The organism is Mycobacterium sp. URHB0021, from assembly GCF_054057895.1.
On sequence record NZ_JBSRZT010000002.1, the window covers coordinates 7,624,544 to 7,647,070 of the forward strand.

Genomic DNA, 22,527 nt, shown 5'->3' on the forward strand with positions numbered 1-22,527 from the left:
AGACTGCTCCAGCAGACACTACCGTGTCAACTCAGACTTGAGCCTGCTCCACTCAACTGTCGAAGTGGTCAACGGCAGGGTTCTCGACTTTGTTCCCGATCTATTCCGACAACGCCCAACATGGGAGCGTGACCGATTCATCCGGCAGCTCCAGCCGCGCCCTGTTCGCAGGAACTGCCTGGTACTACGCGCAATACCGGCCCGGCTATCCGGAGGCGTTCTTTGCCGACCTCGTCGGGCGGTTCCACCTCGACGGCATCGGGCGACTTCTCGACCTGGGCTGCGGCACCGGTCAGCTGACCATCCCGCTCGCACAACACGTCGCCGCGGCGATCGGCGTGGACCCGGAGCCCGAGATGCTCGCCGAAGCCGCCGGCGAAGCGCAGGCGGCCCACATCACCAATGTGACGTGGGCACCGGGAAGTTCGGCGGACCTTGCGGCCGGGTTCGGACGCTTCAGGCTGGTGACCATGGGGCGCTCATTCCACTGGATGGACCGCGAACGAGTCCTGACCGTCCTCGATGACATGGTCGAGGCCGGAGGCGGCATCGTGATCGCCAACGACAGTTGCCTCGTCCGGCCGACCACGGCATGGCAGCAAGCCATCGAGGACGTCCAACGCCACTTCCTGCCACCCGACTGGTAGGCCGGCATCCCGAACATGGCCGACGCCGGCGAGCCGCACGAGGAGATTCTGGCTCGCTCGCCGTTTTGTCACGTGCATCGGCTGGTCTACGAATTCACGCGGGCTTGGACGACCGAACAGGCGCTGGGTTATTTCCACTCGACCTCGCTGCCACTTCGCCGGCTGCTGGGTGACAGGCGGACCGCGTTCGAACAAGAAATCACCGACGCGCTGCTCGCGATCGAGCCGCGTGGACAGTTCAGCGAACCTGTCGCGTTGCAGGTGCTGGCGGCCACCAAGCCCACGTGATTCCTTCCCGAGTTCTGCGTCATGGCTGTCGCCGCCCCCAAGAGGCGACCGTCCTGCAGAAGTCGCGCGGCGCGGCACCACCGCGAGCGCGCCGCCGCTGCATAACCTTGGCCTGTGATGGCCCGCACGGCTCCTGCCTGCGTTCTTGTGTCGGTCGCGGTCCTGGCCGGCTGCCACAGCACGACGGCGGGCAGTCCGGTCGGGAGCCCGCCGTCCGGGACGGAACCCAGCTTTCCCACAAGCCAACCGACCAGGCCCACGGCGGCCCCGCCCCGCACGATCAACCCCCCGCCGCCGAGTTCGCCGACACGGGCGCCGGGCTCGGAGGAGCTGACGCCCGCGAACGGCTACGTGTACATCGAGACCAAGTCCGGCAAGACCCGCTGTCAGCTCGACGAATCCGAGGTCGGCTGCGAATCCCAGTTCACCAACTCCCCCACGATGGACGGCATGCCCGCCAACGGCGTCCGGCTCACCGCCGATGGCACCCTGAGCTGGATCGTCGGCAACCTCGGCGACATCCCGGTGGTCACGCTGGACTACCGCACGTACCAGGCCGTCGGCTGGACAATCGTGGCCGGCGAGGACGGCACGCGGTTCACCAACGACGCCACCCGCCACGGCATGGTGGTGGCCACCTCGGGCGTGCAGTCTTTCTGAGGCGCACCATGGTGTGATGGAGACGACCGTCGACGAAATCGGAACCGGCATCTACCGGCTCTCCACCTGGGTTCCAGACATCACCGAACACGGCTTCACGTTCAACCAGTTCCTGCTCACCGGCGAGGAACCGTTTCTGTTCCACTGCGGTCACCGACGGCTGTTTCCTCAGGTGTCCGCGGCCATCAACCGCGTCATGCCGCTCGAGACGCTGCGCTGGATCTCGTTCGGCCACGTCGAGGCCGACGAATCCGGTGCGGTGAACCTGCTGCTCGCCGCCGCACCCAACGCCGAGGTCACCCACGGTCCGCTGGCATGCATGCTGTCGCTCACCGACATGTGCGACCGGCCGCCGGTGCCGGCCATGGAGCAAGCGCGCGACATCGGCGGGCACCGGCTGCGGTTCATCGAGACGCCGCACGTGCCCCATAACTGGGAAGCGGGGCTGTGGTTCGACGAGACGACGTCGACGCTGCTCGCCGGTGATCTGTTCACCCATACCGGCCGGTGCCCGGCGGTGACCGACTCCGATTGCGTGGCACCGGCACTCGAAGCGGAGGCGATCTTCGGAGCGACGGGTCTGACGACGAATTTGCAGCCGACGCTCGAACGGCTGGCCGGGCTGAACCCCACCACGCTGGCGCTCATGCACGGTTCGTCGTACACCGGCGATGGCGCCGCCCAGCTACGCGGCCTTGCCGATGGATACGCCGCGATGGCCTGAGTGGTCACGAACGCCACTCTCGGCGCCCGAGAGCGATCCATCGGGAACAGTAGTAACTATTTCTGATGGTATGTGGTAATTACTACTTTTGGCCGGGTGGCCGAGGAGGGAACCTCATGACGGTGCGCAACTCAACCGGGGTGACCGCCGATGACCGCGACAGATTGCGTGACCTCGCCGAGACCGAGGCGTCTTTGCGGCGCATTGCCATGCTCGTCGCCGACGGCGCAGCCCCGGAAACGGTGTTCGACGCTGTCACGAAAGAAGCCCTCCGCCACTTCGGATCCGGCACCGCCCGGATGATCCGCTTCGAGCCGGACGGAACGACAACGATGCTGGCCAACGAAGGCACCTCGGGCCCGCACGTGAAGGTGGGTCACGCATGGGAGAACTATCCGCCGACCGGTCTGACCGCGACCATCCAGCGCACCGGAGCACCCGCCCGCGTCGACGACTACCGCGACATACCCGGCGGCGAGGCCTACCTCGAGGAAGGACTGCGCTGCAGCGCCGGGATGCCCATCCACGTCGACGGTCGACTGTGGGGGATGATCGCCGTCGGGTCCCAGCAGGGCCCGCTGCCGCCCGACACCGAACTCCGCATGACGGAATTCACCGAGCTCCTGGCGACCGCGATCGCGACGGCCCACAATCGCGCCGAGCTGATCGCCTCGCGGACACGACTCGTCGCTGCCGCAGACGAGGCCCGCCGCCGCATCACTCGCGACCTCCACGACGGCGCACAACAGCGCCTCGTCGCGCTCGCGCTGCGACTGCGGACCGCAGCCGAGTACTGCACGGATCTCGACTCCGCTCGCGATGACCTGCGCGCGGCGGTCGCCGACGCATTCGAGATCGGCGAAGAACTCCGCGAGATCGCCCATGGGATCCACCCCTCGGTGCTGTCCGAAGCCGGCCTGGGCCCCGCGCTGCGGGCGCTCGGACGTCGATCCGCCATCCCGACGGAGGTATGCGTCTCGTTCGCCGACCGGTTGCCTGCACCGATTGAAGTAGGCGCCTACTACGTGGTCTCGGAGATGCTCACCAACGCGGCGAAGCACGCGAACGCGACGGCGATCCAGATCCACGCCGATCTCGTCGGCGGCCACCTCCACGTCACGGTCCGCGACGACGGGATCGGCGGCGCTGACTGCGCAGGCTTCGGACTCACCGGTCTGCGCGACCGCGTCGAGGCCCTCGGTGGGACGTTCACCGTCGACAGCAAACCGGGCGACGGGACCGTCGGGAGCTGTCGGCTGCCGACCACGCTGCCCGAGTGCCCATCTTGGTGAACGCGGGCAGGACCGGCAGGGGTCGTTCTAGGGTTTGACGATGACCGCGGCCCAACGTGAACGCGCTGCCCTCGTCGACACCATGCGCACGGTCGGGCCCGACGCACCGACACTGTGCGCGGGCTGGACGACCCGCGACCTCGCGGCCCACCTGGTGGTGCGGGAGCGCCGTCTCGACGCGACGCCCGGTATCGCGATCCCGTTTCTGGCCGGCTATACCGAAAAGGTCCAGCGCCAGGTCGCCGCCTCCGCGGACTGGGACGACCTGCTGGACAAGATCGCATCCGGCCCGCCGCTCCTTTCGCCGTTCAAACTCCTCGATCCGGTCGCGAACATGGACGAGATGTTCATCCACCACGAGGACGTCCGCCGCGCCCAGACCGATTGGGAGCCAAGGTCCCTCGACGACGGCACCGTGACCGCGCTGCGCCGGCCGCTCGCCGTCATGGCCCGGCTGACGATGGGTAAGGTGCCCGCGCATGTGACGCTCGAGACGCCGGAGGGTGAGACCGTCGCGGTGGTGGGCCACGGGCCGGAGTTGATCGTCACCGGCGAAGTGAGCGAGCTCACGTTGTTCGTCGCCGGACGCGACGAGGCCGACCTCGCCTTTTCCGACGCCCAGGTCATCGCCGCCGTCCGCGCGGCCCGCCGCGGCTTGTGACGGACCTCTAGGCTGGCGGGCGTGGATTTCCGCGTCTTCGTCGAACCCCAGCAGGGCGCCTCGTACGCCGACCAACTAGCCGTGGCCCGCACCGCCGAATCGGCGGGATATTCGGCCTTCTTCCGATCCGACCATTACGTCGCGATGAGTGGCGACGGTCTTCCCGGACCCACCGACTCCTGGGTGACGCTGGCGGGACTCGCCCGCGAGACCTCGACCATCCGTCTCGGCACGATGGTCACCTCGGCCACCTTCCGCTACCCCGGCCCGCTTGCCATCTCGGTGGCTCAGGTCGATGAAATGAGCGGTGGCCGAGTCGAATTGGGCCTCGGAGCAGGCTGGTTCGAAGCCGAGCACCAGGCCTATGGCATCCCCTTCCCGTCACTGGGCGAACGATTCGACCGGCTCACCGAGCAGCTGCACATCATCAAGGGCATGTGGACGACCCCGGTCGGCGAGAAGTATGACTACAGCGGAAAGCACTACACCGTCGCGGCATCGCCCGCGCTGCCCAAGCCCGTTCAGTCGCCGCATCCGCCGATCATCATCGGTGGCGGAGGCGCCAAGCGGACCCCGGCGCTGGCCGCGGAGTTCGCCGCCGAGTTCAACATCCCATTCGCCCCCCTGGAGACGGTGCAGCTACAGTTCGGCCGCGTCGCGACCGCCGTCGCCGACGCGGGGCGGGCACCCGGCTCGTTGACCTGTTCGGCGGCGTTCGTGGTGTGCGCCGGCCGCGATGACGCGGAGGTCGCGCGGCGGGCCGCCGCGATCGGTCGAGACGTCGACGAGGTGCGCAGCAACTCGCCGGTGGCAGGCACGCCCGCGGAGATCGTGGACAAGTTGGGGCCCTTCGTCGAGGCCGGTGTGCAACGGGTTTACCTCCAGCTTCTGGACATGTCCGACCTCGCGCACATCGACTTCTTCGCCGAACAGGTCGTTCCGCAATTCGGCTGATCCGGCAGGCCGGCACGCCCCGCGGCTACTATCGGTGGCCGTGACTGGCCGGGACACCGACGGCGAGGGCCCGGCGGCGCCCACACCCTGGTACAACCGCACAGGAGCGGTCGTCGGGGCCAGCGTGGCCGGCCTCGCGGTGATCGGCATCCTGGTCGCGGCGGGGATCTTCGTGACGCGTCAGTTCAGCGAGCCGGACCAGGCTCCGCTCGACTTCGTCGAGCCGTCCTTCTCCGCGACCAGCGCGGGATCGTCGACTCCGACCACCACCGCGACCATCACGAGCACCAGTCCCCCGGTCACCACCGACATCGACGCCCCGACCAGCTCGCCGACGTCGTCATCGGACACGTCGGGCAGCACGACGCCGAGTTCGGAGTCGTCATCGCGTCCTGCGCCGCGCACCACCAGCGAACAGGACGACGACGGCGAGTCGACCACCCACACGACGCGCCGCGGACCCCGCACGAATGTGACTCGTACGCTCTATCCGCGGCCGTGAACGCCTACTATCGGTCCCCGTGGCGCGCTACGGACCCGACAATCCGAACTATTCCGACGACGAGCCAACCGCCTACATCAATTACGGCGGCAACGATCAACCCCCGGGTGCACCTCCCGGGCCACCGCCGGGCACACCGGACCCCTGGTATCGCAGGCCGGTGGCACTGGTCGCATTCGGTGCGATCGGCGCGGTGCTGGTCGCCCTCGTCGTGTACGGACTGGCCAAGCTGATCTCGGGTGATGCCCCATCGCCGACCACATCCATCACCCCGATCACGACGAGCAGTACGACGGCTGCGGTGACGACGTCGACGACGAGCAGCGTCCCCGAGTCCACGACGCAGACCACCGAGCCGACCACCACCACGCCCACGACGACTGAGCCGACCACCACGACACCCACCACGACGACGACCACCACGACGGAGCCGACGACCACCGTCAGCACCAGCACCAGCACCAGCACGGTGACCGAGACGGTCACGGTGTCCCCAGCCGGTGGATGAGGTTGTCCGGCAATGCCTTCGCGTGCCGGTCAGCGGCCTCGCGCCGCGTACTCCGCCACCATCGCCTCGGCGCTGCGCACCGCGGCACGGCAGGCCCGCGTGGTGAACGGATCGTTCAGCGGGTGATCGGCGCGCCGCCGCCACCGCTGTGCGGCCGCGAACGCGGCCCGCGGGCCGTCGTAGGGGGCATCGGGCTGCAGACCCAGCCTGCTCGCGGCGTCGGTTCCCGACCCGCCGATGATGCGGCGCAGTGACGCCATCTCGTCGTCGTTGAAAGTCGTTGTCCGCGAGCGTAGTTGACTGAGGAGTCGCAGCTCCTCGAAGGCATGCGTGTCGGCCAGCAGTGGGTCGATGTCGGCGATGATGTAGGGCGTCGCATAGATCGGGTTGTTCTGCACGAACTGCCGCAGCGACAACAGCCCGGTGTGCGCCTTGAGCAGGTCGGACCGCTGGGCGAACTGCTGATCGATCACGTCGCGCAGCGAGACCAGCCCGCTGCGCTCCAGGAGTTCGTCGGCCAGCGCCACCGAGTCGCTGACACCGGCGCGCAGCACCGCGATCGAGATCCGGATGCCGAACATGCCGAACCGCTCCAGCAGCGCCGCCCGGGTCGCGGCGTCGACCGGCAACTGACTGTCCTCACGGACGAAGCGGTCCACGCTGAGCATCGCCTTGGTGAGCTCGGCGGAATCGACGCCGGACAGTTTCTCCAGCGCGACGAACTCGCTCTGCCGCAGCGTGCGGGCGGTCAACGCCAGCAGCCCCGACACGGGGACGACGGCCTGGCAGATACCGGTCTTGTCCATCTCCGAGGTGAACCGCTTGGCCACATCCTTGGCCGAGAGCATGGCGTCGATGCGACCGGCGCCGATCTCGTCGGCGCGGGACGCCACCCCGATCACGCCCAGCGCACCCGACGATCCGCCGACCAGTTCGCCGATCTGCTTGAGCAGCGCGATATCGGCGGCGTTGAGGGTGCGCAGCAGGAAAACCACCGCGTCGACGCGGGGCACCCCGTCCTGCGGCACCAGCAGGCGCAGCGTGCGTTCGGACACATCGCGCGACAGCGACGACGTTCCCGGCGTGTCGATGATGGTGGTGTCGATGAGCTCGGCCGCCGGCCAGTCCACGTCGAGGTCGACGACATCCTCCGGGTCGAGGCTGGCGAAATCGAAGGTGAGCCCCTTATCGGTGGGGTCGCGCGCGATCGGCACGTTGGTCCGCCGGCCCCCGCGGTGGTTGGCCGTCACCTTCGGCGTGGGTCCGTGCCGGAACCACGTCACGATGCGGGTGGCCTCGGTGGCATCGGTGGGTGCGATGTCTTCGCCCACAAGCGCATTCACCAGGGTGGACTTACCGGCCTTCAACGTCCCGGCGAGGGCGATCCGGATGGGTTGATTGAGCCGGCGGCCGATGCGCTCGAGCTCGTTGTGCACGTCGGGGCGCTGTTGGTAGGCAGGGTCGCTCCGGTACGCCTGGATGGTTCCGGTCAGGATGGCGCGCACCTGATCGCTCGTGCTCATCTCGGGCTACTCGCTAACGTTCTGGGCTGACCGCCCATTCCGGTAATGGCCGACTGTCCAGCTTAGGCGGCTAGGTGGTGGCGACGGGCTGGGGAGCCGATTCGGCGCCGCCGGGAGCCAGCTTGACCGCATGATCGGTGACCTGTTTGAGGATGTTGAGCTGCCGCTCGAGTTCCCGGATCCGGGTGTTGCGCTCGTTCTGCTCGAGGGTGGCCGAGGCAATGGTGGCCTGCAGCGACTCGTTGAGCGAGCGGGTGGTCTGGTTGGCGATGCCGCGGTAGTGGTCACGAAGCTGACGCTGGATGCCCTTGAGCCGGTCGCGAGATTCCTTGTTGACGACGAACGACACGTCGTCGATGAAGCGCCGCACGTTCATCTTGGCCTCGTTGCGCACCCGCATCATCCGGTTGTCCATGTCTTCCTTGTAGGCCTTGCGGCCCAACAGGAGCCCGGCACCCAGCGACAGCGGGTTGAACATGCCGAGGCCGGCGAACGATGTCAGCATGCCGAACATCAGCACACCGCCATACGAACCGCGCATACCCGTGACCGCCTTGTGGGTGGCCCTGATGGGTTTGGACTCCAACTTGGCCAGCGACTTGAATTCGCCGAAGCTGGCGCCCATTTCGCGGGCGTCGAGCTGTGGCATCCGGATCGACTCCAGGCCGGCCTCCACGAACGTGCGCCCCACCTCGGCGGCCAGCACCTCGGCCCGCTGGTAGGCCCAGACAAAGTTGTCGCCGACGGCGGTCGCGACCGCGTTCTCCAGCTCGGAGCCGATCTCGGCCCAGTGGTGAGTCGGATCGCAGGAGTCGATGACCTCTTCGGTGTGCTGGGAGATGGCCCGGAAGCGGCCCCGCAGGTCGTGGTCGACATCGGCGGTCAGATCGGTGATTCCGTCGTTGAGCACCTGCTGCCACAGCGCGGTCTGCTGCAGGGCGTCCTGCGCTTCCTTTTTGCGGGCCTCGAGGTCGGCGGTGAGGCGCTCGCAAGCGTCCGGGTCGTTGAGGGCCGACAGTTCGGCATCGGCCGCCAAAGTCAGATGCTCGGCCGCTGAACGGATCTCGGCCAGCACCTGGTCGCGCACCCGGTCGTTCTCCCGGGACAGCACCTTGTCGGTGAGGAACTTCACGATCGCCGGGAAGTTGGATTCGGCGTTGAGTTCCTTGTCGTTGAGTTGGAGGGCGTGGCTGCGCAGCAGCGACGACGCCGGCGTCATGGGTATCGACAGCCCCGCCCGCTGCAGATGGGCCTCGTTCGCGGCGACGACCTCGCGCCAGTGCGGGTACAGATCGGTCTTGGTGGCCACAATGGTGGCCAGCGGGCAGATTTCGAACGCCTGACGGATGAAGGTCATCTCGGGTTCGGTGAATTCCTGGCTGGTGTCGCTGACCATCAGCATCGCGTCGGCATCGGGCAGCAGCCCCAGCGTGGCCGACAGGTGTGGCTGGCCGTGGCCCCCGACGCCGGGGGTGTCGACGAACACCAAGCCGTTCTTCAGTAGCGGGCTGGGCGCGGTCACCGCGACACGGAGCACCGCGCGGCCACCGGCCGCGGGATGGCGGCGCAAGTCGTTCTTGATGTCGGCGATGGGGATCTCGACGGAGTCCGGTTCCCCGCCGTCGGCGGCGGTGACGATCAATCGCGCCGTGGGTTGCTCGCCGTGGGAGACCATCGTCGCGAGCACCGTGGTCTCGTCGTCGCCAACCCGGGACACCGGAACGTTGAGCAGTGAATTCAACAGCTGGCTTTTGCCCTGCTTGAGCTGGCCGGCGATCACCACCCGGATCTGTGGGTCGGTGATCCGCTCCTTGGCCTTGCACAGGCGTTCCACCAGGTCGCCGCGCTCCTGCGCCTGCGCGATCTTGGTCGCATGGTCGATGAGCTCGACGATGACCTTGACCTTGCGGGGGTCATTCGGTTGCGTCATGGTGTCCTTCTACTTTCGGCCTGCTCTGGGCGCCCGGCTCCAACGGTAGGCGTGCCAACCGGCGGGGATCGGATAACGATCCCCGCCGGCTGCGCTACTGGGTTGTCTCTGCTCAGAACAGGTCGACGTCGACGCCCTGGTGGATATCGGTGGTCTCGTGGACCGAGTTGTCGTCGTGGCTGTCCTGGGTCGAGTTGTCGGTGTTGTGGCTGTTCGACGAATTGTCGTCGTGGCTGGCGTCGATCCCGCCCGAGATGTCCCCACCGCCGGTTTCGACAGTGGTGACGTCGCCGCCGTGGGTTTCCGTGGTCGTGGTCTGGACGGGAGCGATGATCACTCCACCACCACCGCCGGCGTTCGCGTCGCCACCGTCGCCGCCGCCACCGGTGAGGATGCCGCCGCTGTGGCCACCGTCGCCACCGGACGCGTTGCCGCCGCTGGTGTCGATGTCTCCGGTCTTGACGACCGGGCCGTCGTTGTCCTGGATGATGTCGCCGCCGCCGGTCTCCTGCGAGTTGTCCTCGGTCTCGTTGCCGGTGCCCACGATCACCGGCGAGTGATCGCCGGTCTCGATGTCGCCGGTGTTGGCGGTGTTGTCGTCGCCCTCCTGCTTCACCGAGCCGTCGGTCAGGATGTCGCCGTCGTTGTCACCGTCGACCACCACGCCACCGTTGGTGGCGGTGTTCGTGGTCTTGTCCCCGAACGTGATATCGCCGAAGTCCAGATCGACGCTGTGGTCGACCACGGTGTTCGTCTCGGGGCTCAGGAACCGGGTGTCGTTGTGGCTCAGCGTGTCATTGTTGCTGAGCACCTCGGGCTGGTACTGGGGCGTGAAGGCGATGCCGTGGGTCTCGGCGACGGCCTGCTGCAGACCGTGCACCGGGTTCCCGCCGCCGTGGATGACTGCGGCGGGAGCCACGGAAGCGGCCACGGCATTCACCTGGGCCGCGGTGACGTTCTGCACGCCGGCGGTGGCCATGGAGCGGTCTGGGTTGTCGAGAAAGGCCCGGGCCTGAACCGGATCGCGGAAGAGGTCGAGAATCCAATCGAGTACGTTCGTCATTTCTGTGGTCCTTTCGGGTGTGTGTTCTCGGAAGCTGGTCGCCGGCTGCCCGGCGAACTGATGACTACGTTATGGACGGCAGGACGCCCCAGAAACGGGGCGCGAACCCCTCCCTCCACACATACATGCCGGGATCGGGGCCGTCCCCCCATTAGGGGATTAGGGGGTCGTTAGGGGCAGACAAAAAGCCCGGCCACTTCAGGGCCGGGCTTCTCTCGGGCTTCCCGCGCGACTACTCGAAGATGTCGAACCCGGACGAATCCGTCTCCAGGTGGTGGTCGTCCTGCTGATGGTCACTGACGGAGTGGCTCCAGTCATCGTCGGCGGCCGTTTCGTGGACGGGCGCATCGTCGATCACCGGTCCGTCGAACTGCAGCGACGGGTCATCGACCCCCGCCACGTCCGGCACGCCGGCATCACCCAGGCCACCGAGCCCGGACTGCAATCCGGTGTCGGGATCATTGACGAGTTCGGTGGACACCAAGTGCACGTCGTCGACGACGGCGGCCGGCACATGATCGTCGAACGCATCGAACGCAGCGGTTGCCGCACCGCTGGCCCACACGTTTCCGCCACCGTCGTCGAAGCCGTCGCCGCCCTGTGACACCGAGGACGCAGAGGACACTGAGGGCGCCGCCATCGACAGCGACTCCGATACCACTGGAATCAGATTGTTCACATCGACGCTGGTCACGTCGGTCAAGTTGGCGTCGGCGATCGCCTGTGCCGGATTGTCGGCGTAGGCTGCCGCGGCATCGGGATCACGCACCAGCGACATCACAAAATCGAGCAGCGAGTTGGCCATCGAACTTCCCCTCCCTCCTATTTGAGTTGTTGTCACGATGCTATCGGCGGACCAAGCGGTGGTGATCGGTGCGAAACCCACCTGTGCCGCTGGAGCATTAGGGGACACGACGTTAGGGGCTTTCCGCCACTAGGGGGATGTCCCTGAATCGGGCATCCCGAGCCGCTATGGTGAGTTTCGGCCGAATTCGCGGCCACAAGCATGGGGTGGAAATTGAGCGACTCGCTTGGGTTGTCGATCGGGATGACCAACCTGGTGGCGGCCCGGATGGGCCGAGCCCCGGTGATGCGGCGTTCCGTCCTCACGCTGTTCGCCGACCGGGCCGCCGAAGTGGGTGTGCCCGGGGAGAACCCGAACCTGAATGCGCCCGGTCTGGTGCTCAGCGGATTTGTCGACCGGGTCGGCGACCCGGTGCCGCTGGTCGCCGCCGACGGTTCATCGCACCGCGGCGAGCGGGTCTTGGTCGAAGCCCTCGACTCGATGGCCCGCACGGTGGGCGGCGGAGCCCCGGTCGCGATCGCCGTGCCCGCGCACTGGGGGCCGGCCACCGTCGGTGCGCTGCGGGGAGCGCTTCGCGCCGTCCCGAGCCTCGCTCCCGACGGCGTGCCCGCGGCGCTGATCCCGGATTCGGTCGCCGCACTCGCGGCACTGCAGGCCGCACCGGGACTGCCGTCGAACGGGGTCGTCGTGCTCGTGGACCTCGGCGGCAGCGGAACCAACATCACGCTGGCCGACGCCGGCGCGAACCTCGATGCCATCGGGGAAACCGTTCGCTACCAAGATTTCTCGGGTGATCAGGTCGACCAGGCGCTACTCAACCATGTGATCGTCGGCATTGCGGAGGCCAACGACGCCGACCCGGCGAGCACCGCCGCCGTCGGCTCGCTGGCCCGGCTGCGCGACGAGTGCAGAAAGGCCAAGGAGCGCTTGTCGGCCGACACCGCGACAGCGGTTCCCGCCGAGCTGCCCGGGTTCAACTCGGACGTCCGGGTGACCCGCACCGAACTGGAGAACATCATCTCCGGACCCCTCGCCGGTCTGCTCAACATCGTCGATGAATCATTGCAGCGCAACAACATTGCCGTCGCCGACGTATCTGCGGTGGCGACTGTCGGCGGCGGGGCCAACATTCCGCTGGTCACGCAGCAGCTGTCGGAACGGCTACGCGCGCCAGTGGTCACCACGCCGCAGTCACAACTCAACGTGGCGACGGGCGCCGCCCTGGTCGCCGACCGCGGGATGTCGGCGGACGCGCCGACAGGGATGGCGACCGCCGCCGATGTGCCCACGGGCATCGCCCCCGCGGCGTGGGCCGCCGGCGCCGCCGGACTCGCGGCCGCCGAATCGGCCTCCGACGGCGCCGCGTCGGCGACATTCCGGGCGCTGGCGTGGTCGCAGGACGATGCGCCGGGCGCCGAACCGGTTCCGTACGCGGGCGAGGACTACACCTTCGATCCGGGACCGACCGATGCCCGGCCGCATGTCGAGTTCGCCCATGAGGAAGAGGGAATCGGCCTCGAGCCTGGACCGCTGCCGTGGTACAAGCGGCCGCCGCTGCTGTTCGGCGCGGCCGCGGCGGCGGTGCTGCTGGCCGTCGGCGGGCTGGCCGTCACCCTGACCAGCACGAGCAGCAACACCGGACCGGTGACCGAAACGGCGACGACGGTCGAGACGGGGCCGTCACCCGGACAACCTGCGACATCCGAAGCGCCGCAGACGATCACGGTGACCGGTGACGACGGCCAGGCCACCACCTCTGTGATACCACCTCCGCCGCCTCCGCCGCCGACGACAACGACCACGTCGCCGACCACGACCACCACCACTACCACGACCACCACCACCACCACGACGACCACCACCACCACGCCACCCACCACGACCACCACCCAGCAGACCACCACGCAGCCGACCACCACGACCCAGCCGGTCACCACCACCACCCAGGCGGCGGTGACGACCACGACGGCGGCCGCCATGGAGCCGATCACGTCGGCCGCACCGCAAACCACCGTCACCGCATCTGTCAGTCCGTGACCCATGGCGAGCCCGGCACCGGATCCGTTGGCCGACATCCCGCCCGCCGCGCGTGCCGCCGTCGCAGCGCTGTGCGACGACCCAGCCGTGCCGGTCAAGATCCTGGTCTCCGGAGGCATTGGCACCGGTAAGAGTTCCGTTCTCGCCACCGTCCGTTCCGCACTGCGCGGCGCCGGCATGGCGCTGCTGACCCGACCGCCCCGCGACGGCGATGACCCTTGCGCCGCGGTCGTCATCGACGATGCGCACCTGCTCGGTGACGACGAACTCGGTCGACTCCTCGAACGTGTCGGCGATCCCGGGTCGACCGTCGTCGTTGCCACCGAACCCCTGGTCCATCGCGCGGCGCTGCGCGCGTTGACCACGGCCATCGAACGCGAGAACCCCGTGGTGGCGTTGAGCGCCTTGAAGCCGTCCGACGTCGGCCGGGTCGCCGCCGAAATACTCAGCGCTGCACCGCCTTCGGATGTCGTCAAGTCCCTGATGCCGGCGACGGCGGGGCTACCGTTCCTGTTGCGGCCCGCGATCGCCGCAGCCGGCTCGTCGGACAGCGAATCCGCTGCCGCGGCTGTGGTTTCGGCCGCGACGTTCGCGCTGATCGACCGGCTTCGCCGGCTGGACGAACCCGTGCTCGATGCGCTGCTCGTCTCGTCGCTGAGCACCGACCTCGGGCCCGACGACATCGCCGCGGCGCTGCGACTGGGCGCCGATGAGGCGCAGACGCTCGTCGACCGTGCCAGAGCCAGCGGACTGCTCGAGCCCTCCCATCACCAGTCGTTCCTGCATTCCGTACATCACTGCATCGCCCAGATCATCGGGGCCGCCCGGCATCACGACGTCGAGATTTCATTGCTGGTATCGCAGATCGAATCATCAACTCTGTCAACAGATCTCGCGCTGCGCATGGCGGAGCACGGCCTTCGTGACGACCGGCTCGCCACCGCCCTGACTGAGCTGGCCGCCCGCAGCCGGGACCACCCCGCCAAGGCGGCGCGGCTGTACCGTGCCGCGGCGGACGCGGGCGCGACAGCGCTGTCCGCGCGGCTGGCCGATGCGCTGGCGCTGACCGGCGACTGCGCCACCGCAGGCCGGCTGGCCGACGAGCTGCTGGCCTCCGAAGACCATGCCGAACGCGCTGCCGCCGTGCGCATCTCGGCGAGCATCGCCGTACACGACGGCAGTGCCGCCCAGGCCGCCGACCTGTTTCGCTGGCTCGGCCCCTACCCCGACTCGTTCGTCAGCGCCGCAGGCGCGATCGTCGCCGTCGCCGCGGGTGATCTCCAGGCCGCCCGGACGGCACTGAGCGCGGAGAGCCTGGGCCCACCGACGTCGACCGCGCGCGCGGCCCGCAGCCTCGCCGAAGGGTTGCTGCTGTCCCTCGACCAACCGTTCCCGGTCGCGGTGGCCCGGCTCGGCCAGTCGATCACCGCCGAGCAGCAGCCGGCCGGCGTCGCCCCCGATACCCCGGCCGCCTTGGTGACGCTGGCCGCTTTGCACGGCGGCGACCCCGTGCGTGCCAGAAGTGTGATCGGCCGCGCGGTGCGCAGCGGAGCCGATGACGAGCTCTTCGTCGTGCACCGGCACCGGCTGCTGCTGGGCTGGGTCAGGATGCAGGACGGGCAGTTGCCCGCAGCGACCTCCGATGTGGCTGCGGCGGTCGGATCGGCGGATTCGACACTGCACCGTCGCGACGCGCTGTGGGCAGCGGCCCTGCAGACGGCGATCGGCAGGCGCAGCGGCGACAGCGGCGCAGTGCAGAAGCATTGGTACGCGGCGATGGAGGTGCTCGCCGAGTACTCGATGGATCTCTTCGCACTCCTGCCGCTGGGTGAACTGTGGGTGGCTGCGGCGCGGCTGCGCCAGGTGGATCGACTGCAGCACACTCTCGCCGAGGCGTTCGCTCTGCTGGACTCGCTCGGCAATCCCGTGCTGTGGTCGCTGCCATTGCACTGGGCGGGTGTGCACGCCGGGATTCTGGCGAATTCACCTGAAGCGGTGGCGCCGCACGGCCAGGCGCTGACCGCCGCCGCGGGCGAGAGCGCATTTGCCAGGGTGCTGGCCAACGCCGGCCGCAGCTGGCTTCGCGTGCTGGCCAACCACGTCGACGTCGACGAGGTCACCGCGGCAGCACGGGGCCTGTCGCAATTCGGGCTGACGGCCGATGCCACGCGACTGGCCGGCCAGGCCGCGCTCCAGACGCCCGACGGCCGGGTGTCCGGGGCGATGCTGCAACTCGCGAGGGACCTGAAGCAGACCGTTGCGGTGGACGAGGCCCCCGGAACGGAACACGCGGCCGCCACGACGCCCAGCGCCGGCCCGTCGCGGCCCATGTCGTCACGGTTGTCCGATCGGGAGCGCGAGGTTGCCGAACTCCTGCTGCTCGGCATGCCCTACCGGGACATCGGCAGTCAGCTGTTCATCTCCGCCAAGACCGTCGAACACCATGTCGCGCGGATCAGGCGGCGTCTCGGCGCCGAGTCCCGCTCGGAGATGCTGTCGATGCTGCGCGCCCTCCTTGCGCCACAAGGCTGATCCCCCTACAGCGACGCATCCCCTAATCGATTTCCCCTACTGCCCGCTTTTCGTGACGGGACCTGCACCGGATTTGCGGTCACGACGTTCGCCATACGGTCATTCGCAGTCATATTCGTTCCCGATCTGCGAGGTGTCCGATGTCCGATCTGCACGCCACCTGTGGCCATTGGCTCGGCCTGTCGGTCGGTGCGACGAACCTGGCGGGCACCCGGGACGGGCAATCCGCGGTCGTCCGGCCCTCGGAGATCAGCGTGCGGGGGCACCGACTGACCGGCTTCGTCGACCGGGTCGGCGATCCGGTGCCGCTGGTTGCCCACGATGGATCCCGGCATCAGCCCGGACGGTTGCTTGCCGGGGCGCTGGACGCGACGGCGCAAGCGGCGACCGACGGCAAGCCGGTGGCGGCCACGGCGATCGCGGTCCCGGCGCACTGGCCCGCGCCGATATTCGACGCGCTGCGCCGCTGCCTGCCGGACGGACTCCCGGTGATGTCGGACGCCATCGCCGCCCTGACGGCCCTGCGGGCGAACCCCGGTCTGCCGACGAACGGCGTGATCGTGCTGTGCGACTTCGGCGGTAGCGGCACGAGCATCACCCTCGCCGACGCCGGAGCCGACCTCGCCCGCATCGGTGAAACGGTCCGCCTGCCCGACTTCTCCGGCGACGAAATCGACCAGGCGCTGCTGCGGCACGTCGTCGCCGGACTCGGCGAGGCCGCGCACGCAGACCCGTCGGGCACCGCGATGGTGGGCTCGCTCGTCCGGTTGCGCGAGGAATGTCGCGGCGCCAAGGAGCGGCTGTCCGCGGAGACGGCCACCGCGATCGGCGCCGACCTGCCAGGGCGGCGCGTCGACATTCGGGTCACCCGCACCGAACTCGAGGACCTGCTGGCCGCTCCACTCGCGGAGTTCATCGCGGCGCTGGACGATACGCTCCAGCACACCGGTGTTCCGGCGGCCGGGGTGACGGCCGTCGCGACGATCGGTGGCGGTGCGCGCATTCCGCTGGTCACCCTTCGCCTCTCCGAACATCTGCGCGCACCCGTGGTCACCACCCCGCACCCCCAGCTCACCGCTGCGGAGGGCGCGGCGTTGATCGCCCAGCGCGGTCGGATCGTCGATGTCCCCACCACGTTGACTCCGGCCCCCGGAATCGCGGTACCGACCGCCGTCACCCTGGCGTGGTCCGATGAGACGGACGCGACCGGCTTCTACGAGCAGCCGGCCGACGGCCGACCGGAGGTGGTGTTCCGGCACGAGGAGTGGCAGGCGAGCGAACAGACGCCCCGGCGCGCCCCGCTGGTGCTCTTCGGACTGTCCGCGCTCGCCGCCGCCATCGCCGCCACGGTGTTCGGCATCACGTTGGTCAGCGACACCACCACCACCCCGGTCGAAGCGGCCACCACCGCCACCGACACCTCCACTCTCTCGACGGCCCCCTCGACCATTTCCCCCGCGCCTGCGGCGTCGGCACCTCTCCCAACTCCCCCGGCGCCGCAGGCCTCCCACGTCACCACCGTCGTCGTCCAGCAACCGGTCACACGCTTCACGCCCGCACCGCGGCCGTGGACGCAGGCGCCGGTGACCACGCAGGCGCCGCCACCGCCCGCGCCCGAGCCCCCGGCGGCGGATCCGACGACGCCGCCGCCGTGGACACCTCCGCTCTGGACATCTCCGTGGACACCGCCGACGTGGACCCCGCCCTGGGAAGCCCCGAAGACCCCGCAGGACCCACCGGTACCGCCCATCGACCCCGGTGCGGGCAACGGTGATACCGGCACGGGCAACGCAGATGCCGCGCCGGCCGCCGGAAGTTAGTTAGGGCACCCTTCGTAGCGACATTTCCCCACAGGATGCCACTATGAGCCGGTATCGAGCTAAAGTTACTGGCGAGTAACATCCGATAAGTTACCCTTGGGTAACTTGGGAACCGGGAGGCACGCCGTGGATACGCAGACGCTGATCAGGCTCATCGTCGGGCTACTGATGACAGCCGTCGTGCTGGTGTTCGCCGCCAAGCGCGTCCTGTGGCTGACCAACCTGATCCGCTCGGGCCAGAAAACCAGCGACGAGCACGGCCGCAAGGATCACCTCGACACCCGCATCACCACGCAGTTCAAGGAGGTCTTCGGGCAAACCCGGCTGCTGCGCTGGTCGATTCCTGGCATCGCGCACTTCTTCACGATGTGGGGCTTCTTCATCCTTGCCAGCGTCTACCTCGAGGCCTACGGCGTGCTGTTCGACCCGAAGTTCGCCATCCCGTTCGTCGGCCACTGGGACGCCCTGGGCTTCCTGCAGGACTTCTTCGCTCTCGCGGTGCTGCTCGGCATTGCGACCTTCGCGGTGATCCGGCTGCGCTCGGAGCCCAAGGAATACGGCCGCGACTCGCGCTTCTACGGTTCACACACCGGCGGCGCGTGGCTGATCCTCTTCATGATCTTCAACGTCATCTGGACCTACGCGCTGTTCCGCGGGTCGTCGGTGGTCAACGAGAACCTCCCCTACGGCTGGGGCGCCTTCTTCTCGCACGGCATGGGGGCGGTGCTCTCGCCGCTGGGCAGCCATGCCAACGAGATCATCGAGACCGTCGCGCTGTTGCTGCACATCGGCGTCATGCTGGTCTTCCTCCTGATCGTGCTGCACTCCAAGCACCTGCACATCGGCCTCGCGCCCATCAACGTGACGTTCAAGCGGCTGCCGAACGCCCTCGGACCGCTGCTTCCGGTGGAGTCGAAGGGCGTGCCCATCGACTTCGAGGATCCTGCCGAGGACGCGGTGCTGGGCCGCGGCAAGATCGAGGACTTCACCTGGAAGGGTTATCTCGACTTCACCACGTGCACGGAGTGCGGCCGCTGCCAGTCGCAGTGCCCTGCCTGGAACACCGGGAAGCCGCTGTCACCCAAGCTCGTGATCATGGACCTGCGCGACCACATGTTCGCCAAGGCGCCATACATCCTGGGCGACAAGGAAACCCCGCTGGAGAACACCCCTGAGGGTGGCGCGGGCGAGGAACTTCGCGGGGAGAAGCACGCTGAAGAACACCACGTCCCGGAGTCGGGCTTCGGAAGGGTTCTCGGCTCCGGTCCCGATCAGGCCACCCGCCCGCTGGTCGGCACCGCCGAGCAGAAGGGCGTGATCGACCCCGACGTATTGTGGTCCTGCACCACATGCGGCGCGTGCGTCGAGCAGTGTCCGGTCGACATCGAGCACATCGATCACATCGTCGACATGCGCCGCTACCAGGTGATGATGGAATCCGAGTTCCCCTCCGAGCTCGGTGTGCTGTTCAAAAACCTCGAGGCCAAAGGCAATCCGTGGGGCCAGAACTCCAAGGATCGCACCAACTGGATCGACGAGGTCGACTTCGACGTGCCGGTCTACGGCAAGGACGTCGAGTCCTTCGAGGGTTATGAGTACCTGTTCTGGGTGGGTTGTGCGGGCGCCTACGAGGATCGCGCGAAGAAGACCACCAAGGCCGTGGCCGAGCTGCTGGCCATCGCCGGGGTCAAGTATCTGGTGCTCGGCGAGGGCGAGACGTGCAACGGCGACTCGGCCCGCCGCTCCGGCAACGAGTTTCTCTTCCAGCAACTGGCCGCACAGAACGTGGAGACCCTGAACGATCTGTTCTCCGGTGTCGAGCGGGTGGACCGCAAGGTCGTCGTCACGTGCCCGCACTGCTTCAACACGCTGGGTCGCGAGTACCCGCAGGTGGGTGGCAACTACACGGTGCTGCACCACACGCAGCTCTTGAACCGGCTGATCCGCGACAAGAAGCTGGTGCCCGTCAAGCCGGTCGGCGGTGGTGAGGAAGTCACCTACCACGACCCCTGTTACCTGGGCCGGCACAACAAGGTCTACGAGGCGCCGCGTGAGCTCATCGAGGCTTCACGGGCCAAGCTGACCGAGATGCCGCGCCACGCTGACCGCGGCCTGTGCTGCGGCGCCGGTGGTGCGCGCATGTGGATGGAAGAGCACATCGGAAAGCGCGTCAACCACGAGCGCGTCGAGGAGGCGCTGGACACCGGCGCGTCCAAGATCGCCACCGGCTGCCCGTTCTGCCGCGTGATGATCACCGACGGTGTCGATGACGTCGCCGCAGCCAACGACGTGCCCAAGGCCGAGGTGCTCGACGTGGCCCAGCTGCTGCTGGGCTCGCTCGACACGAGCTCGGTCACTCTGCCCGAGAAGGGAACTGCTGCAAGGGAATCCGAGGAACGCGCGGCCCGGGTCGAGGCGTCCACCCCCGCTGTCGTGGCTCCCGATGAAGCCGAGCCCGAGGATGTGCCGGAGCCCGCTGCACCGGCCGCCGATAAGCCGGCGGCCGCTGCGCCGGTCAAGGGACTCGGCATCGCCGGCGGCGCCAAGCGTCCCGGCACCAAGAAGACGGCGGCGCCCGCTGCGACGGAAGCGGCGGCCGCTGCTCCCCAACAGGCGCCTGCGCCGCCCGCCAAGGGGTTGGGCATCGCGGCTGGCGCCAAGCGTCCCGGCGCCAAGAAGACGGCGGCCCCCGCGGCGACGGAAGCGGCGGCGGAGACACTTAAACCCGAACCCGAGGTCAAGGGACTCGGCATCGCCGCAGGCGCCAAGCGTCCGGGCGCCAAGAAGGCGACCTCCGCCGCTCCGGCGGCCGAGACGCCGGCGGCGCAGGCTCCGGCGGCCGAGACGCCGAAGGCCGAGCCGGAGGTCAAGGGACTCGGCATCGCCGCTGGTGCCAGGCGCCCGGGTGCCAAGAAAGCGCCGGCCAAGCAGGCGGTCCCCGAGCCTGCACCGGCACCGGCGCCCGAACCCGAGGCACCCGAGCCCGCAAAGCCGGAGCCCGCAAGCCCCGCACCCGAGGTCAAGGGACTCGGTATCGCACCGGGCGCACGGCGGCCGGGAGCCAGGAAATCGGCCCCGCCCGCTGCGAAAGCTCCTGCCCAACAAGCCGAAGCGCAACCGAACGGTGAATCCAGTGCTGCGCCTGAGACTTCCGCGGAGGGTAACGGCGAGACCCCCGCGCCACCGGTGAAGGGACTCGGCATCGCCAAGGGCGCCCGTCCGCCGGGTAAGCGTTAACGGGCGACTCAGCAAAATCGGTCGACAGCAATGCGATCATGGATGACGTGAGTACGCATCAGCTGCCGTGGCACAGCACCGGCCATCATCCGCGGCAGCGCACGTTCACGCAGTCGTCCAAACTGCAGGACGTCCTGTACGAGATCCGGGGCCCGGTGCACGAGCATGCGTCGCGCTTGGAGGCCGAGGGCCACCGTATCCTCAAGCTGAACATCGGCAACCCCGCGCCTTTCGGCTTCGAGGCGCCCGACGTCATCATGCGCGACATCATCGCGGCGCTACCGAATGCGCAGGGCTACTCCGACTCCAAGGGCATCCAGGCCGCCCGGCGCGCGGTGTTCACGCGGTACGAATTGGTCGAGGGCTTCCCGCGATTCGACGTCGACGACGTCTACCTGGGCAACGGGGTTTCCGAGCTCATCACGATGACGCTGCAGGCGCTGCTCGACAACGGCGACCAGGTGCTGATCCCCGCGCCCGACTATCCGCTGTGGACGGCGTCCACGTCGCTCGCCGGCGGGACGCCGGTGCATTACCTGTGTGACGAGACCCAGGGGTGGCAGCCCGACATCGCCGACCTAGAGTCGAAGATCACCGAACGCACCAAGGCGCTGGTGGTGATCAATCCGAACAACCCGACCGGGGCGGTCTACTCCCGCGAAATGCTCGAGCAGATTGCCGAATTGGCGCGTACGCATCAACTGCTGCTGCTCGCCGACGAGATCTACGACAAGATTCTCTACGACGACGCCAAGCACATCAGCATGGCCTCCGTCGCGCCGGACGTGCTGACGCTGACCTACAACGGCCTGTCCAAGGCCTACCGGGTCGCGGGCTACCGGTCGGGGTGGCTCGTCATCACCGGCCCGAAGGAGCACGCGAGCAGCTTCATCGAGGGCATCAGCCTGCTGGCCAACATGCGGTTGTGCCCGAACGTCCCTGCCCAGCACGCGATCCAGGTGGCGCTCGGCGGCCACCAGAGCATCGACGACCTGGTGCTGCCCGGCGGACGGCTGCTCGAGCAGCGCGATGTGGCCTGGTCCGCGCTCAACGACATCCCCGGGGTCTCCTGCGTGAAGCCGGAGGGCGCGCTGTACGCCTTCCCACGGCTGGACCCCGAGGTCCACGAGATCCACGACGACGAGCAACTGGTGCTCGACCTGCTGTTGCAGGAGAAGATCCTGGTCACCCAGGGCACCGGCTTCAACTGGCCGACGCCCGACCACCTGCGCCTCGTGACGCTGCCGTGGGCGCGTGACCTCGTCAACGCGATCGAACGGCTGGGCAACTTCCTGGCCGGTTACCGCCAGTAGCCGGCCAGCCGCAGCCTCTACCCTGTTGCGG

Annotated in this window: 18 protein-coding genes; 12 read left to right on the forward strand and 6 right to left on the reverse strand. The window is 68.3% G+C overall.

Annotation, left to right across the window (positions count from 1 at the left end):
- Window positions 1-128 precede the first annotated feature (128 nt).
- The 7 genes from ACVWWN_RS39470 (at window position 129) to ACVWWN_RS39500 (ending at window position 5,226) form a co-directional block, all read left to right on the forward strand.
- Window positions 129-647 (forward strand): class I SAM-dependent methyltransferase, encoded by a 519-nt coding sequence (locus ACVWWN_RS39470; RefSeq protein WP_457148731.1) that lies wholly within the window; start codon window positions 129-131, stop codon window positions 645-647.
- 15 nt (window positions 648-662) lie between these two features.
- Window positions 663-935, forward strand: a complete 273-nt coding sequence (locus ACVWWN_RS39475; protein WP_457148732.1) for a hypothetical protein — start codon at window positions 663-665, stop codon at window positions 933-935.
- A gap of 117 nt (window positions 936-1,052) precedes the next feature.
- Window positions 1,053-1,595 (forward strand): hypothetical protein, encoded by a 543-nt coding sequence (locus ACVWWN_RS39480; protein WP_457149453.1) that lies wholly within the window; start codon window positions 1,053-1,055, stop codon window positions 1,593-1,595.
- A gap of 16 nt (window positions 1,596-1,611) precedes the next feature.
- The gene (locus tag ACVWWN_RS39485) at window positions 1,612-2,319 is read left to right on the forward strand and encodes an oxygen-binding di-iron domain-containing protein (RefSeq protein ID WP_457148733.1); all 708 of its coding nucleotides are present in this window, start codon (window positions 1,612-1,614) and stop codon (window positions 2,317-2,319) included.
- 116 nt (window positions 2,320-2,435) lie between these two features.
- Entirely contained in the window at window positions 2,436-3,611 is a 1,176-nt protein-coding gene (locus ACVWWN_RS39490) for a GAF domain-containing sensor histidine kinase (RefSeq protein WP_457148734.1), read from the forward strand.
- A gap of 40 nt (window positions 3,612-3,651) precedes the next feature.
- On the forward strand, window positions 3,652-4,272 hold the full coding sequence (locus tag ACVWWN_RS39495; protein ID WP_457148735.1) for a TIGR03085 family metal-binding protein: 621 nt from the start codon (window positions 3,652-3,654) through the stop codon (window positions 4,270-4,272).
- 12 nt (window positions 4,273-4,284) lie between these two features.
- A complete protein-coding gene (locus tag ACVWWN_RS39500; RefSeq protein ID WP_457149454.1) occupies window positions 4,285-5,226 on the forward strand; it encodes an LLM class F420-dependent oxidoreductase in 942 nt (313 codons plus the stop codon).
- 180 nt (window positions 5,227-5,406) lie between these two features.
- Here ACVWWN_RS39500 and ACVWWN_RS39505 read toward each other — a convergent pair whose 3' ends face one another.
- The 6 genes from ACVWWN_RS39505 to ACVWWN_RS39530 form a co-directional block, all read right to left on the reverse strand.
- Entirely contained in the window at window positions 5,407-5,694 is a 288-nt protein-coding gene (locus ACVWWN_RS39505; protein ID WP_457148736.1) for a hypothetical protein, read from the reverse strand.
- 130 nt (window positions 5,695-5,824) lie between these two features.
- Window positions 5,825-6,214, reverse strand: coding sequence for a hypothetical protein (locus ACVWWN_RS39510; RefSeq protein WP_457148737.1), 390 nt, complete (start codon window positions 6,212-6,214; stop codon window positions 5,825-5,827).
- A gap of 51 nt (window positions 6,215-6,265) precedes the next feature.
- On the reverse strand, window positions 6,266-7,759 hold the full coding sequence (locus tag ACVWWN_RS39515) for a dynamin family protein (protein WP_457148738.1): 1,494 nt from the start codon (window positions 7,757-7,759) through the stop codon (window positions 6,266-6,268).
- A 70-nt stretch (window positions 7,760-7,829) separates the two neighbouring features.
- Window positions 7,830-9,689 carry a dynamin family protein gene (locus ACVWWN_RS39520; RefSeq protein WP_457148739.1) on the reverse strand — a complete coding sequence of 620 codons (1,860 nt, stop codon included), beginning with the start codon at window positions 9,687-9,689 and terminating at the stop codon, window positions 7,830-7,832.
- Window positions 9,690-9,801: 112 nt separating this feature from the next.
- On the reverse strand, window positions 9,802-10,752 hold the full coding sequence (locus tag ACVWWN_RS39525) for an IniB N-terminal domain-containing protein (protein WP_457148740.1): 951 nt from the start codon (window positions 10,750-10,752) through the stop codon (window positions 9,802-9,804).
- A 232-nt stretch (window positions 10,753-10,984) separates the two neighbouring features.
- Window positions 10,985-11,557 carry an Rv0340 family IniB-related protein gene (locus ACVWWN_RS39530; RefSeq protein WP_457148741.1) on the reverse strand — a complete coding sequence of 191 codons (573 nt, stop codon included), beginning with the start codon at window positions 11,555-11,557 and terminating at the stop codon, window positions 10,985-10,987.
- A gap of 213 nt (window positions 11,558-11,770) precedes the next feature.
- Here ACVWWN_RS39530 and ACVWWN_RS39535 point away from each other — a divergent pair, with 213 nt between their 5' ends.
- From ACVWWN_RS39535 to ACVWWN_RS39555, 5 genes are all read left to right on the forward strand, one after another.
- Entirely contained in the window at window positions 11,771-13,594 is a 1,824-nt protein-coding gene (locus tag ACVWWN_RS39535; protein ID WP_457148742.1) for an Hsp70 family protein, read from the forward strand.
- A gap of 3 nt (window positions 13,595-13,597) precedes the next feature.
- Window positions 13,598-16,126: an isoniazid response ATPase/transcriptional regulator IniR gene (iniR, locus tag ACVWWN_RS39540; RefSeq protein ID WP_457148743.1), complete on the forward strand. Its 2,529-nt coding sequence runs from the start codon at window positions 13,598-13,600 to the stop codon at window positions 16,124-16,126.
- 140 nt (window positions 16,127-16,266) lie between these two features.
- Window positions 16,267-17,946: an Hsp70 family protein gene (locus tag ACVWWN_RS39545; RefSeq protein ID WP_457148744.1), complete on the forward strand. Its 1,680-nt coding sequence runs from the start codon at window positions 16,267-16,269 to the stop codon at window positions 17,944-17,946.
- Between the two features lie 126 nt (window positions 17,947-18,072).
- On the forward strand, window positions 18,073-21,183 hold the full coding sequence (locus tag ACVWWN_RS39550) for a heterodisulfide reductase-related iron-sulfur binding cluster (protein WP_457148745.1): 3,111 nt from the start codon (window positions 18,073-18,075) through the stop codon (window positions 21,181-21,183).
- 38 nt (window positions 21,184-21,221) lie between these two features.
- Window positions 21,222-22,496, forward strand: coding sequence for a pyridoxal phosphate-dependent aminotransferase (locus ACVWWN_RS39555; protein ID WP_457148746.1), 1,275 nt, complete (start codon window positions 21,222-21,224; stop codon window positions 22,494-22,496).
- Window positions 22,497-22,527 lie beyond the last annotated feature (31 nt).

Bases quoted from the DNA above. Each gene is read 5' to 3' on its own strand.
- ACVWWN_RS39475 (WP_457148732.1), top strand. From the start codon at position 663: ATGGCCGACGCCGGCGAGCCGCACGAGGAGATTCTGGCTCGCTCGCCG.
- ACVWWN_RS39480 (WP_457149453.1), top strand. From the start codon at position 1,053: ATGGCCCGCACGGCTCCTGCCTGCGTTCTTGTGTCGGTCGCGGTCCTG.
- ACVWWN_RS39485 (WP_457148733.1), top strand. From the start codon at position 1,612: ATGGAGACGACCGTCGACGAAATCGGAACCGGCATCTACCGGCTCTCC.
- ACVWWN_RS39490 (WP_457148734.1), top strand. From the start codon at position 2,436: ATGACGGTGCGCAACTCAACCGGGGTGACCGCCGATGACCGCGACAGA.
- ACVWWN_RS39495 (WP_457148735.1), top strand. From the start codon at position 3,652: ATGACCGCGGCCCAACGTGAACGCGCTGCCCTCGTCGACACCATGCGC.
- ACVWWN_RS39515 (WP_457148738.1), bottom strand. From the start codon at position 7,759: ATGAGCACGAGCGATCAGGTGCGCGCCATCCTGACCGGAACCATCCAG.
- ACVWWN_RS39520 (WP_457148739.1), bottom strand. From the start codon at position 9,689: ATGACGCAACCGAATGACCCCCGCAAGGTCAAGGTCATCGTCGAGCTC.
- ACVWWN_RS39525 (WP_457148740.1), bottom strand. From the start codon at position 10,752: ATGACGAACGTACTCGATTGGATTCTCGACCTCTTCCGCGATCCGGTT.
- ACVWWN_RS39530 (WP_457148741.1), bottom strand. From the start codon at position 11,557: ATGGCCAACTCGCTGCTCGATTTTGTGATGTCGCTGGTGCGTGATCCC.
- iniR (WP_457148743.1), top strand. From the start codon at position 13,598: ATGGCGAGCCCGGCACCGGATCCGTTGGCCGACATCCCGCCCGCCGCG.
- ACVWWN_RS39545 (WP_457148744.1), top strand. From the start codon at position 16,267: ATGTCCGATCTGCACGCCACCTGTGGCCATTGGCTCGGCCTGTCGGTC.
- ACVWWN_RS39555 (WP_457148746.1), top strand. From the start codon at position 21,222: ATGGATGACGTGAGTACGCATCAGCTGCCGTGGCACAGCACCGGCCAT.